Origin of the sequence: Hydrogenophaga flava NBRC 102514, from assembly GCF_001571145.1 — a bacterium.
Lineage (GTDB): Bacteria > Pseudomonadota > Gammaproteobacteria > Burkholderiales > Burkholderiaceae_C > Hydrogenophaga > Hydrogenophaga flava.
On the sequence record NZ_BCTF01000001.1, the window covers coordinates 357,340 to 368,379 of the forward strand.

An 11,040-nucleotide genomic window follows, 5' to 3' on the forward strand; every position below is an offset into this window, starting at 1 on the left:
GCGTTCACTGCCCGGTGTGGTTGGCCACGATGAAGTTGCCTGGCTGCGAGAAGAAGATGTAGAGCGTCTGCTTGCCGGCGTCGGCCACGGCCGGGTTCTTGAAGCTGACCTTCCACTCCTTGCCCTTCTTGCCGTCGATCAGTTCCAGCTTGTCCTGCGGGACCGCCTGCCAGGAGGCGTCGAGCTTGCCTGCCTTGACCAGGGCGGCCTTGCGTTTGGCCGCGCAGTCGGTGACCACGGCTTCGGTGGCGGGCTTGCTGCCGTGGAAGTGGCAGCTGCCGCCCGCGTCGGCCAGGGCGGCGGGCGCAGCGAACAGGGTGCAGACCAGGGCAGACACGGTGACGAGGGTTTTCATGGGGAATCCTTTGAAGGGTTGAAGCAGGGGCGTGAACAAAAAATCAGAGGCCATCGCGGCTAGGGTCTTCGGTGTTTTCAACATCGAGATCTTCGTGCGCGTGGCGGTGTTCGGCGGCCGGGAAGCGGAAGCTGTCCGGGTCGGCGTCGTGCTGGTAGCCGTGCAGCTGCATGAACAGCAGGTAGACCCCGGCGTAGAAAAGGGCCAGGTTGGCCATGTAGGCGAATCGCTTGAACGAGGCCCGGTGCCGCCACAGGGCCAGCAGGCCGACCATCACCACCAGCGCCGCGATCTGGCCCAGCTCCACGCCCACGTTGAAGCTCAGGATGCGCCAGAGCATCTGCATCGGGTCGTCGCCCAGCGGCAGCTGCTGCAGCCGGGTCGACAGGCCGAAGCCGTGCAGCAGGCCGAAGCCGAACACCATCCACAGCAGGTTGGGCGATGCCATCTGGAAGTGCTTCTGGAAGCCGCCGTTGTTGTCGAATGCCTTGTACATCACGCTCAGCGCAATGATGGCGTCGATCAGGTAGTAGTTCCAGGTGATCTTGAAGAAGGTCGCAAAAATCAGCGTGATGCAGTGCCCCAGCGTGAAGATCGAGACGAACTTGACCACGTCCTTAAAGGACGCCAGGAAGAACACCACACCGAACAGGAACAGCAGGTGGTCGTAGCCAGTGAGCATGTGGCTGGCGCCCAAGCCCACGTACTGGAGATAGCCGCCGTCCAGCATGCGCTGGCGGTCGGCCTCGGAAATGCCGTGGGCGAGAGCCACGAGCGGTGTGAGGGTCGCGAGCAGCGCCAAGGCGGCCCGACCCGGAAAGGGAAGGTTCATAAATATCCGGAAAAGAAGTGAGGCCACGCGACCCGCCGGCCGGCGGGTCGAACCTGAATCCCCCCGGGAGGGGGGTCAGGCGGCGGAGCGGGGCGGGCGAAGCAGCCCGTCGGGATCGGCAGACAACGGCAGCACCTCACCGCCCACCGGGGGCGCCGCCGCCGGCAGGACCAGTGGAGGCAGGACGGCGGCCACTGGAAGCCCCTGAGACTGCATGCCCTCGGCGGCGTGCGAGTGGTGGGGGCCGTGGGCCCCGTCGTCCATCGCGCCGACAACGAACAGTGTGGCATCCACCTCGTGGCCCAGCCCGTCGTGGGATGCGGGATGTTCGTGATGGCCGTGGTCGATCGCGTGGGCCACCTCGTGCGACAGGCGCTCGGCCTGCTCGGCCCGCTGCGCGGGCAGCGCCCACACCACAGACTGAAGCAGCAGGCTGAACAGCAGAAGCCAAGTGGTTAGGGCAGATTTCACGCGTCGGATTTTAGGGGTCAACTTCCGACCCCTGCCCCAGACAGGGCGACAAAGAACCACGATTTCTATAATCGCCCGATGTTCCGCCGGTGCCTCGTTGCCCTGTTCGCCCTGCACTTCCTGCTGAGTCTGGGCGGTTTCACGCTGCATGTGCCGTCGCCGGAACTCACCGAGTCCGCCCTGACCGCCGACGTCGACGGGCTGGGCTCCAGCGTGCAGCACGGGCTCACCGACGACGCGCCCGACATGCCCGACGGCCCGCTGCGCGCCCTCCCGGTGGTCCGGGTGTCCCACCCTCCGCTGCCGACCACACCCTGGGTATTCGGCTCCCGGGACGACCCGCTGCCCATGGGCCTCGACCGGCCTCCCCGGCGCCCCGCGCGCGCCTGACCACGGGCGCGGCGTCCGCCCGCCTGCCCTCCCGTTCTCCTGTCTGCCCGCGCGTTCGCGGGCCTGTCCCATGGAACCCCTTCCTCATGGAAATCGCCTTGCTTTTTGCACTCATCGTGCTCAATGGCCTGTTCGCCATGTCCGAGATTGCGCTCGTCACCGCCCGCAAGGCGCGTCTGCAGAAACTCATCGACGAAGGTGACGGCGCCGCTGCGGCGGCCGTCCAGCTCGGCGAAGACCCGACGCGCTTTCTCTCCACCATCCAGATCGGCATCACGTCCATCGGCGTGCTCAACGGCATCGTCGGCGAGGCCGCACTGGCCGGGCCGTTGGCCCAATGGCTGATCTCGCTGGGCATGGCCGAGAACATCGCCCAGTACGGCGCCACCGGTCTGGTGGTGGTGCTGATCACCTACTTCTCCATCGTGGTCGGCGAGCTGGTGCCCAAGCGCATCGGCCAGTCCAACCCGGAAATGCTGGCCCGCTTCATGGCCCGCCCCATCAACGCCCTGGCCATCGCCACCAAGCCCTTCGTGCTGCTGCTGTCGGTCTCCACCAAGGCACTGCTGCGCCTGCTGGGCGTCAGGGACAACAGCGGCGCGGCGGTGACCGAGGAAGAAATCCACGCCCTGCTCGAAGAAGGCACCAGCGCGGGCGTGATCGAGTCGCACGAGCACACCATGGTGCGCAACGTGTTCCGGCTGGACGACCGGCAGATCGGCTCGCTGATGGTGCCGCGCAGCGACGTGGTGGTGCTCGACCTCGACCAGAGCTTCGAGGTCAACATGGCGCGGGTCGAGGCCTCGGACCATGCGCGCTTCCCGGTGGTGCGCGGCGACATGAACCACGTGGCGGGGGTGGTGAACGCGCGCAAGTGGCTCTCGCAGGCGCTGCGCGGCGGCGAGCGCGAGCTGGCGAACCAGCCGCTGCAGGAGGCGCTGTACGTGCCCGAAACAATCACCGGCATGGAGCTGCTGGACAACTTCCGCCAGTCCGGCGGCCAGATGGCGTTCGTGATCGACGAGTACGGCGAGGTGCAGGGCATCGTCACGCTGCAGGACCTGATCGAGGCCATCACCGGCGAGTTCAGCCCGCGCGACCCGGCCACCTCCTGGGCGGTGCAGCGCGAGGACGGCAGCTGGCTGCTGGACGGTCACATCCCGGTGCCCGAGCTGAAGGACCGGCTGGGTCTGGACACCGTGCCCGACGAGCAGCGCGGCCGCTACCACACGCTCAGCGGCCTGATGATGCTGCTGACCGGCCGCCTGCCCCGGGAAGGCGACCAGGTGGAGTGGGAGCTGTGGCGCTTCGAGATCGTGGACATGGACGGCCGCACCATCGACAAGGTGCTGGCCACGCGCCGCGACCCGGACGCGCCGGAAGGCACCGACGAGGTGGTGGCGCCATGACCCGACGCACCCACACCGCACCCATGGCGGTGGCGCTGGCCCTGCTGCTGGGCGCCTGCGCCGAGGGCTACCCCGAGCGCTCCGAGGTCGTGACCCTGCACTACGGCATGGGGCAGGCCGAGGCGATCAAGGCCATGAACCAGGTCGTCAAGGGCAAGCAGCCGAAAAGCCCCGCCCGCTTCGCCATGCTGGAGGACTGCGTGCTGGAGGTGCATGCGCGCCGTCCGGTGGACGGCCGCGAATCACGCACCCTGGTGCTCAAGGGCGTGCGGGCGGTCGCCACCAGAACTGCGGACAGCGACAGCTACCGCGTCACCCTGCACCGCAGCGGTTCGCCCGGCGACCCGGGCCAGACCGTGATGCACGGCGTCCCGTGGACCACCGCCACGCAGATCAAGTGGCTGCTGGAGTACCTGCCCAGCACCTGCTGAGGCCATACTGCCTACCGTGAAGACCTTCATTGCACAGCGCTGGCGCGGCCTCGTCGGCTGGCGCACCCTGTTCTGGCGCGACCTGCTGGTCGTCGGCACCAGCCTGAACCTGCTCATGACCGGGCTGGCACTGGCGTTGCTGTCGCAGGACGCGCCCATCCAGTGGGTGCTGCTCGCGCACCTGCTGCCGCTGCCCTACAACCTGCTGATCGTGTCCTCGATCTGGTCGGCACCGCAGCGGCCGAAGATCGTGCTGGGCGCGAGCGTGTTCTGGCTGGTGCTGTTCGTGGCGGTGTGAGTCGCCACCGGGCGCGACAATCCGCCGCATGCCCCCCATACCCCCGCCCGAGCCAAGCTCCCCGCCGCCATCTGGGTGCTGGGTTTCGTGAGCCTGCTGATGGACATCTCGTCCGAGATGATCCACAGCCTGCTGCCGCTGTTCATGGTGGGCACGCTGGGGGCGAGCGCGCTGGTGGTGGGCCTGGTCGAGGGGCTGGCGGAGGCGACGGCGCTGGTGGTCAAGGTGTTCTCGGGCGTGCTCAGCGACTGGTGGGGCAAGCGCAAGGGTCTGGCGGTGGCCGGCTACGCGCTGGGCGCGCTGAGCAAGCCGCTGTTCGCGCTGGCGCCGGGCATGGGCCTGGTGCTCACCGCACGCCTGCTGGACCGCGTGGGCAAGGGCATTCGCGGCGCGCCGCGCGACGCGCTGGTGGCCGACCTGGCGCCGCCGGCCATGCGCGGGGCCGCCTTCGGCCTGCGCCAGTCGCTGGACACGGTCGGCGCCTTCCTCGGGCCGCTGCTGGCCGTGGGCCTGATGCTGCTGTGGGCCAACGATTTCCGCGCCGTGTTCTGGGTCGCGGTGGTGCCGGGCCTGCTGGCGGTGGCGCTGCTGGTGGCCGGGGGGCGCGAGCCCGACCGCCCCACGGGCGAGCGGCGCAGCAACCCGATCCGGCGCGAGAACCTGCGCCGCCTGGGCCGGGGCTACTGGTGGGTGGTGGGCGTGGGCGCGGTGTTCACGCTGGCGCGCTTCAGCGAGGCCTTCCTGGTGCTGCGGGCCGAGCAGAGCGGCGTGCCCCTGGCCCTGGTGCCGCTGGTGATGGTGGCGATGAACGGCGTGTACGCGACCTCGGCCTATCCCTTTGGCCGCCTGGCCGACCGCATGGACCACCGCACGCTGCTGGCGCTGGGCCTGGTGGTGCTGATCGCGGCCGACCTGGTGCTGGCGAGCGGCACGCAGTGGTGGACGCTGCTGGCGGGTGTGGCGCTGTGGGGCGTGCACATGGGCATGACGCAGGGCCTGCTGGCGACCATGGTGGCCGACACTGCGCCGGCCGACCTGCGCGGCACGGCCTTCGGCTTCTTCAATCTGGTCAGCGGCGGGGCGCTGCTGCTGGCCAGCGTGGTGGCCGGCCTGCTGTGGGACCGGCTGGGCGCGGCGTTCACGTTCTATGCCGGCGCAGGGTTCAGCGCGCTGGCGCTGGGCGGCCTGCTGCTTCAGCGCGGGGCTTCGGCCGGGCCGGCTACCCGCGGTCCGTAGCCTTCGGCCGCCGCCTCCCGGAGGCAGTCGGCGTCGGGCGCGCACATCAGCACCGCAGCACCGTCGACGTAGAACTGCTGCACCTGCACGCCGTCGGCCCCGACTGCGCGTCCGGTCTGGCGGATCGCGTTGAGCGAACCGTTCTGGGGATGCTCCAGAAACAGCTCGTTGAACACCCCCTGCTCGACGCCGTGCTCGAACACGCCTTCGATCACATGGAGCAGCCCGCCATCGGCGGCGAACTGCTGCAGGCGGCCCCGGCCGTGCCAGCGGCCGTCGCGCACAGGGCCGGTGTAGCGCAGTCGGCTGCCGTCGGCGCGCACGAACTCCTGGGTGCCGACACCCTGGCCCAGGCCGCCGCGGCAGTCGCCGCTCCAGGTGGTGCTTTCGCCCGGTGGCGGGTCGGCCTCGGCGGTGATCCACATGGCGCAGCGGCCGTCGCGCGTGGGCAGGGTGTAGCCCTTGGGGGCGGCGGCCTGTGCGCCGCCGAGGGCTGCAAAAAGAAAGGCCGCCCAAGCGGCCCGGTTGGTGTGGCGTTTCATGGGGATTCAGCCTGCGCGGACAAGCCGCGGAGAAGCGCCGGATTATCCCGTGTCATCTTCGTGGCAGCCCGTCCCGCTACCATCGCCGCATGCACTTCTTCGACGCCGACGCCACCCGATCCGCCCTGCCCTTCGACCGCCTCATCCCCGCGCTGCGCGAACGCTTCGCGGGCGGCTGCGAGGCCCCGCCACGCCATGTGCACGAGATCGTCAACCCGCTGGGCGAGGCCGGGCAGGACGCGGCTGGCCGCCGCGTGACCTCGCTGATCATGCCGGCCTGGATTCCGGGCAAGCACTACGGCGTGAAGATCGTCAACATCGCGCCGGGCAACGCGCGCCGCAACCTGCCCGGCCTGCACGCCACCTACCTGCTGTTCGACGCCCGCACCGGCGTGCCGCTGGCGCAGATGGACGGCGACGTGATCACCACGCGCCGCACCGCAGCCACCTCGGCGCTGGCGGGGTCCTACCTGGCACGCGAGGAGGCCAAGCACCTGGTCATCGTTGGCGCCGGGCGCGTGGCGCGGCTGCTGCCAGCGGCCTGGAAGGCCGTGCGGCCGATCGAACACGTCACCGTCTGGGCCCGCCGCGAATCCGAGGCGCAGGCCCTGGCGGCGCAACTGCAGCAGAGCGGTTTCTCGGCCACCGCCACCACCGACCTGCCCGGCGCCTGCGCGTCGGCCGACATCGTCAGCTGCGCCACCATGGCCAACGAACCCGTGGTGCGCGGCAGCTGGCTGGCACCGGGCGCGCACCTGGACCTGATCGGCTCGTTCACCCCCGCCATGCGCGAGGCCGACGACGCCTGCTTCGAACACGCGCGCATCTTCGTCGACACCGACGAGGCGCTGACCAAAAGCGGCGACCTGCTGGTGCCCATGCAGCACGGCGTGTTCAGCGCCAACGAGGTGCGCGGCACGCTGACCACGCTCTCGCGCGGTGTCGCCATCGGCCGCAAGAGCCCGGGCGAACGCACCGTGTTCAAGTCGGTCGGCAACGCGCTGGAAGACCTGGCCGCCGCCATCCTGGTGAGCGAGTCGCGCGGCTGAGACCCTGCCCGCCCGCGCCGGCATCAGGGTCAAGCGCGCGACCGGACAATGCCGCGATGCAATCGAACCGCCGCCCCAACCGACGTGACTTCCAGCTGGGCCTGGGCGCTGCGCTGCTGGCGCCCCTCTGGCCCGCCGCCCACGCCCAGACGGCCCGCTCCGCCGCCTGCCCGCCCCTGCTGGCGCACCGCTTCGCGCGCCTGCAGGACGAGGCGCCGCAGGACCTCTGCCAGTACACCGGCAAGGTGCTGCTGGTGGTGAACACCGCCAGCTACTGCGGCTTCACGCGGCAGTACGAAGGGCTGGAAGCGCTGCACGCGAAGTACGCGGCGCGCGGCCTGGTGGTGATGGGCTTTCCGTCCAACGACTTCGGCCAGCAGGAGCCGGGCGACGCCAAGCAGATCGCCGAGCTGTGCTTCAACACCTACGGCGTGAAGTTCCCGATGTTCGCCAAGACCGTCGTCAAGGGCGCCGGGCGCAACGCTTTCTACGAGCAGCTGGCCAAGGCCACCGGCGCGACCCCGCAGTGGAACTTCCACAAGTACCTGGTGGCGCGCGACGCGAAGACGGTGCGCAGCTTCGCCAGCGAGGTGGAACCGGGCAGCGCGCCGCTGACGCAGGCGATTGAAGCGGCGCTCAAGGCCGGTTGACGCCCAGCGGCTCAGTCGGCCCCATCTTCCAGAGGTTGCAGCGGGTCGCCACCGGGATTCAGGCGCGAAACGCTGGCCTGCAGGCGCGCCATCAGTTCGCTGAGCTGCCGGCCCTCTGCCTCGCTGAAGGGGGCGAGCAGCTCGCGCTGGATCGCCGCGATGCGCGGGAACACCTCGTCGTAGACGCGCCGGCCTTCGTCGGTCAGGTACAGGTGCACCTCGCGCCGGTCCGACGGTTTGGGTTCGCGCCGCAGCAGGCCCTTCTCGACCAGACGGGTGACGGCGCGCGAGGTGCGGGCGCGGTCCAGCATGACGCGCCTGGCCAGCTCGGACGACTGCACGCCCTCCACATCGGCCAGGAGAGACAGCACCAGCCACTCGCGCCGCGTGATGCCGTAGTCGCGCTCGCACATGCGCACCACCAGCGGCCGGGCCGTGATGTGGATGCGGTAGAGGCGGTAGAGCAGCAGGTCGTTCTGCTGCTGCGGGTACCGGAGCAGATCGTCGGTGCTCATGGGAGACGAGGGGTCGGCAAAGGGCTCAGGGAAAACACCGGGAACGATTGATTTCAGCAATTGATTGTCCCTGCCTAGCATCCGGTCCTGCAGCGGGGCAAACCCGTTTGACACCAGACAAACCGGAGACACGCCATGAACAAACGCTTTCTTCTGGGCGCAGCCGCCGCGCTCGCCACCCTCGGTGCCTTGCCCCTGGCGGCGCTGGCGCAGGACAAACCGCCGCTGAAGATTGTCGTGGGCTTTCCGCCGGGCGGCTCGGCCGACCTGCTCGCGCGCCTGCTGGCCGAGGGCCTGAAGAACGACTTCTCGTCGGTGATCGTGGAGAACAAGCCCGGCGCGGGCGGCCGCATCGCGCTCTCGCATGTGAAGCGCTCGCCCGCCGACGGCCAGACCGTGGTGCTGCTGCCCAGCGGGCCGATGGTGCTGTTCCCGCACGTCTACAAGAAGCTGGACTACGACGCCGTGGCCGACTTCACGCCGATCTCGCAGATCGCGCACTTCCAGTTCAGCGTGGTGGCCGGCCCGGCCGCGGGCGCCAAGAGCGTGGCCGAGATGCTGGCCAAGGCCAAGGCCGCGCCCGGCAGCGCCACCTACGGCACGCCCGGCTCGGGCACGCTGCCGCACTTCATGGGCGTGCTGTTCGGCCAGCGGGCCGGCGCCGAGCTGACCCACGTGCCCTTCCAGGGCGGCGGCCCGGCCAACACCGCGCTGCTGGGCGGCCACATCCACTACAAGTTCGACGTCGTCACCGAGACCGCCGAGCTGCACCGTGCGGGCAAGGTGCGCATCATCGCCGTGACCGGCGCGCAGCGCGACCCGCAGGTGCCCGAGGTGCCCACGCTGAAAGAACAAGGCGTGGACATGGTCGCCACCGCCTGGTTCGCCATGTACGGCTCGGCCGGCCTCAAGCCCGAGGTGCGCGACATGATCAGCGGCGCCGTGGCCAAGGCCGTGCGCACGCCCGCGCTGCGCGCCAAGCTGCTCGAACAGGGCTACGAGCCGATGGGCTCCACCCCGGCCGAACTGGCCGCCGCGCAAGCCGCCGACCTCAAGCGCTGGGAAGGCCCGATCAAGGCCACCGGCGTGCAACTGGACTGACTTGAACCCGGCCCCCACGCTCACTTCGTTCGCTGCCCCCCGAGGGGGCGCGTCAGTGGCTTCGGGCGGCCGGGCGCCACTGACATGACCAATCCGCGCCCCAACATCATCTACATCGTCAGCGACGACCTGGGCTACGCCGACCTGGGCTGCTACGGCGGCCGACAAGCCGGCTTCGGCGCGGTGTCGCCGAACATCGACGCCCTGGCCGCTGGCGGCCTGCGCCTGACCGAGGGCTACAGCAACTCGCCGGTGTGTTCGCCCACGCGCTTTGCCATGGCCACCATGCGCTGGCAGTACCGCCTGCGCGGCGCGCTGGAAGAGCCCATCAACAGCCGCAGCAAGGGCAGCGACACCCTGGGCCTGCCGCCCGAGATCCCCACCCTGCCCTCGCTGCTGAAAGAGGCCGGCTACCGCACCGCCCTCATCGGCAAATGGCACCTGGGCTACCCGCCGCATTTCGGCCCGCTGCGCTCGGGCTACGAGGAGTTCTTCGGCATCATGGCCGGCGGCGTGGACTACTTCACCCACTGCTCGTCGAATGGCGACCACGACCTGTACATCAATGACGACACCCACAAGGAAGTCGGCTACTTGACCGACGTGTTCTCGAACAAGGCGGTGGAACACGTGAAAGCCCGCGCCGCCGAGGCCCGCGCCGGCACACCGTTTTTCCTGAGCCTGCACTACACCGCGCCGCACTGGCCGTGGGAAACGCGCGACGACGCGCACGTGGCGCCCGAGGTGGCGAAGAACCTGTTCCACCTGCACGGCGGTAGCGTCGAGGCCTACCGCCGCATGATCCACCACATGGACGAAGGCATCGGCTGGATCGTGGCCGCGCTGCGCGAGGAAGGTCTGCTGGAGGACACGCTGATCGTCTTCACCAGCGACAACGGCGGCGAGCGCTTCAGCGACAACTGGCCGCTGGTGGGCGGCAAGATGGACCTGACCGAAGGCGGCATCCGCGTGCCCTGGATCGCGCACTGGCCCGCCGTGGTCCCGGCCGGTTCGGTGAGTGGCCAGCACTGCCTGACCATGGACTGGTCGGCCACCATGCTCGAACTCGGCGGCGGCCAGCCCCACCCCGACTACCCGCTGGACGGCGTGTCGCTGGCGGCGCTGCTGCACGACCCGGCACACCGCTTCGAGCGGCCCATGGCCTGGCGCATGAACCACCGCGGCCAGCGCGCGCTGCGCGAGGGCGACTGGAAGTACCTGATGGTGGACGGCCACGAGTACCTGTTCAACATCGCCGCCGACGCGCGCGAACGCGCCAACCGCGCGCCGCTGGAACCGCAGCGCCTGGCCGACATGCGCCAGCGCTGGCTGGACTGGGACGCGAGCCTGCCGCCGATTCCGGCGGACGCCACGGTGAGCCTGGGCTATGGCGCCAAGGACATGCCGCAGCGCTGACCCACGGTTCGTCACCGCCCGGTAGCATCGGTGCTGGCCGACGGCTGGATCGGCCCCGACACAAGGAGCTGCACCATGTCCCGTCTGCCCACCTACTACGTCTCGCACGGCGGCGGCCCCTGGCCCTGGATGCGCGAGCAGACCGGCGGCCGCTACGACCGCCTCGAAGCCTCGCTGCAGGCCATGGCCAAGGCCCACCAAGGCCAGGTGCGCGCGATCCTGATGGTCACCGCGCACTGGGAGACGCCCGACTTCACGCTGTCGTCGTCGGCCCAGCCGGGCATGCTCTACGACTACTACGGCTTCCCGCCCCACACCTACCAGGTCCACTACCGCGCCCCTGGC

Annotated in this window: 14 protein-coding genes and 1 pseudogene; 10 read left to right on the plus strand and 5 right to left on the minus strand. The window is 69.8% G+C overall.

Going from position 1 to position 11,040, the window contains the following annotated elements:
• Positions 1 to 4: 4 nt before the first annotated feature.
• The 3 genes from HFL01S_RS01670 to HFL01S_RS01680 all read right to left on the minus strand — a co-directional run bounded on the left by HFL01S_RS01670 (position 5) and on the right by HFL01S_RS01680 (position 1,658).
• Positions 5 to 355: a DUF6488 family protein gene (locus tag HFL01S_RS01670; protein ID WP_066253836.1), complete on the minus strand. Its 351-nt coding sequence runs from the start codon at positions 353 to 355 to the stop codon at positions 5 to 7.
• Between the two features lie 43 nt (positions 356 to 398).
• Positions 399 to 1,187 carry a HupE/UreJ family protein gene (locus HFL01S_RS01675; RefSeq protein WP_066253693.1) on the minus strand — a complete coding sequence of 263 codons (789 nt, stop codon included), beginning with the start codon at positions 1,185 to 1,187 and terminating at the stop codon, positions 399 to 401.
• Between the two features lie 75 nt (positions 1,188 to 1,262).
• On the minus strand, positions 1,263 to 1,658 hold the full coding sequence (locus HFL01S_RS01680; protein WP_066253695.1) for a hypothetical protein: 396 nt from the start codon (positions 1,656 to 1,658) through the stop codon (positions 1,263 to 1,265).
• A 78-nt stretch (positions 1,659 to 1,736) separates the two neighbouring features.
• On the opposite strand from HFL01S_RS01680, the gene HFL01S_RS01685 reads away from it, so the two are divergent.
• The 5 genes from HFL01S_RS01685 to HFL01S_RS01705 all read left to right on the plus strand — a co-directional run bounded on the left by HFL01S_RS01685 (position 1,737) and on the right by HFL01S_RS01705 (position 5,422).
• On the plus strand, positions 1,737 to 2,048 hold the full coding sequence (locus HFL01S_RS01685; protein ID WP_066253699.1) for a hypothetical protein: 312 nt from the start codon (positions 1,737 to 1,739) through the stop codon (positions 2,046 to 2,048).
• An 86-nt stretch (positions 2,049 to 2,134) separates the two neighbouring features.
• Positions 2,135 to 3,457 carry a hemolysin family protein gene (locus HFL01S_RS01690; protein ID WP_066253704.1) on the plus strand — a complete coding sequence of 441 codons (1,323 nt, stop codon included), beginning with the start codon at positions 2,135 to 2,137 and terminating at the stop codon, positions 3,455 to 3,457.
• The gene (locus HFL01S_RS01695; protein WP_157538731.1) at positions 3,454 to 3,888 is read left to right on the plus strand and encodes a hypothetical protein; all 435 of its coding nucleotides are present in this window, start codon (positions 3,454 to 3,456) and stop codon (positions 3,886 to 3,888) included. The genes HFL01S_RS01690 and HFL01S_RS01695 overlap by 4 nt, the downstream gene beginning before the upstream one ends.
• 16 nt (positions 3,889 to 3,904) lie before the next feature.
• A complete protein-coding gene (locus HFL01S_RS01700; protein ID WP_066253710.1) occupies positions 3,905 to 4,186 on the plus strand; it encodes a hypothetical protein in 282 nt (93 codons plus the stop codon).
• Between the two features lie 69 nt (positions 4,187 to 4,255).
• Positions 4,256 to 5,422: an MFS transporter gene (locus tag HFL01S_RS01705; protein WP_066253713.1), complete on the plus strand. Its 1,167-nt coding sequence runs from the start codon at positions 4,256 to 4,258 to the stop codon at positions 5,420 to 5,422.
• Here HFL01S_RS01705 and HFL01S_RS01710 read toward each other — a convergent pair.
• A complete protein-coding gene (locus HFL01S_RS01710; RefSeq protein WP_066253716.1) occupies positions 5,380 to 5,964 on the minus strand; it encodes an MORN repeat-containing protein in 585 nt (194 codons plus the stop codon). The genes HFL01S_RS01705 and HFL01S_RS01710 overlap by 43 nt on opposite strands.
• Positions 5,965 to 6,053: 89 nt before the next feature.
• Between HFL01S_RS01710 and lhpI the strand changes: the two genes are divergently transcribed.
• Both lhpI and HFL01S_RS01720 read left to right on the plus strand, forming a co-directional pair.
• Positions 6,054 to 7,013 carry a bifunctional Delta(1)-pyrroline-2-carboxylate/Delta(1)-piperideine-2-carboxylate reductase gene (gene lhpI, locus HFL01S_RS01715; RefSeq protein ID WP_066253719.1) on the plus strand — a complete coding sequence of 320 codons (960 nt, stop codon included), beginning with the start codon at positions 6,054 to 6,056 and terminating at the stop codon, positions 7,011 to 7,013.
• Between the two features lie 56 nt (positions 7,014 to 7,069).
• The gene (locus HFL01S_RS01720; RefSeq protein ID WP_084383022.1) at positions 7,070 to 7,663 is read left to right on the plus strand and encodes a glutathione peroxidase; all 594 of its coding nucleotides are present in this window, start codon (positions 7,070 to 7,072) and stop codon (positions 7,661 to 7,663) included.
• Between the two features lie 11 nt (positions 7,664 to 7,674).
• Here HFL01S_RS01720 and HFL01S_RS01725 read toward each other — a convergent pair whose 3' ends face one another.
• Positions 7,675 to 8,178 (minus strand): MarR family winged helix-turn-helix transcriptional regulator, encoded by a 504-nt coding sequence (locus tag HFL01S_RS01725; protein ID WP_066253721.1) that lies wholly within the window; start codon positions 8,176 to 8,178, stop codon positions 7,675 to 7,677.
• Between the two features lie 135 nt (positions 8,179 to 8,313).
• On the opposite strand from HFL01S_RS01725, the gene HFL01S_RS01730 reads away from it, so the two are divergent.
• From HFL01S_RS01730 to HFL01S_RS01740, 3 genes and pseudogenes are all read left to right on the plus strand, one after another.
• Positions 8,314 to 9,279 (plus strand): tripartite tricarboxylate transporter substrate-binding protein, encoded by a 966-nt coding sequence (locus tag HFL01S_RS01730; RefSeq protein ID WP_066253724.1) that lies wholly within the window; start codon positions 8,314 to 8,316, stop codon positions 9,277 to 9,279.
• An 84-nt stretch (positions 9,280 to 9,363) separates the two neighbouring features.
• Positions 9,364 to 10,695, plus strand: coding sequence for a sulfatase family protein (locus tag HFL01S_RS01735; RefSeq protein ID WP_066253728.1), 1,332 nt, complete (start codon positions 9,364 to 9,366; stop codon positions 10,693 to 10,695).
• Between the two features lie 75 nt (positions 10,696 to 10,770).
• Positions 10,771 to 11,040 (plus strand): annotated as a pseudogene (locus HFL01S_RS01740) (DODA-type extradiol aromatic ring-opening family dioxygenase); the annotation flags it as partial.

Bases quoted from the DNA above. Each gene is read 5' to 3' on its own strand.
- HFL01S_RS01710 (WP_066253716.1), bottom strand. From the start codon at position 5,964: ATGAAACGCCACACCAACCGGGCCGCTTGGGCGGCCTTTCTTTTTGCA.
- HFL01S_RS01695 (WP_157538731.1), top strand. From the start codon at position 3,454: ATGACCCGACGCACCCACACCGCACCCATGGCGGTGGCGCTGGCCCTG.
- HFL01S_RS01725 (WP_066253721.1), bottom strand. From the start codon at position 8,178: ATGAGCACCGACGATCTGCTCCGGTACCCGCAGCAGCAGAACGACCTG.
- HFL01S_RS01670 (WP_066253836.1), bottom strand. From the start codon at position 355: ATGAAAACCCTCGTCACCGTGTCTGCCCTGGTCTGCACCCTGTTCGCT.
- HFL01S_RS01690 (WP_066253704.1), top strand. From the start codon at position 2,135: ATGGAAATCGCCTTGCTTTTTGCACTCATCGTGCTCAATGGCCTGTTC.
- HFL01S_RS01730 (WP_066253724.1), top strand. From the start codon at position 8,314: ATGAACAAACGCTTTCTTCTGGGCGCAGCCGCCGCGCTCGCCACCCTC.
- lhpI (WP_066253719.1), top strand. From the start codon at position 6,054: ATGCACTTCTTCGACGCCGACGCCACCCGATCCGCCCTGCCCTTCGAC.
- HFL01S_RS01735 (WP_066253728.1), top strand. From the start codon at position 9,364: ATGACCAATCCGCGCCCCAACATCATCTACATCGTCAGCGACGACCTG.
- HFL01S_RS01685 (WP_066253699.1), top strand. From the start codon at position 1,737: ATGTTCCGCCGGTGCCTCGTTGCCCTGTTCGCCCTGCACTTCCTGCTG.
- HFL01S_RS01720 (WP_084383022.1), top strand. From the start codon at position 7,070: ATGCAATCGAACCGCCGCCCCAACCGACGTGACTTCCAGCTGGGCCTG.
- HFL01S_RS01675 (WP_066253693.1), bottom strand. From the start codon at position 1,187: ATGAACCTTCCCTTTCCGGGTCGGGCCGCCTTGGCGCTGCTCGCGACC.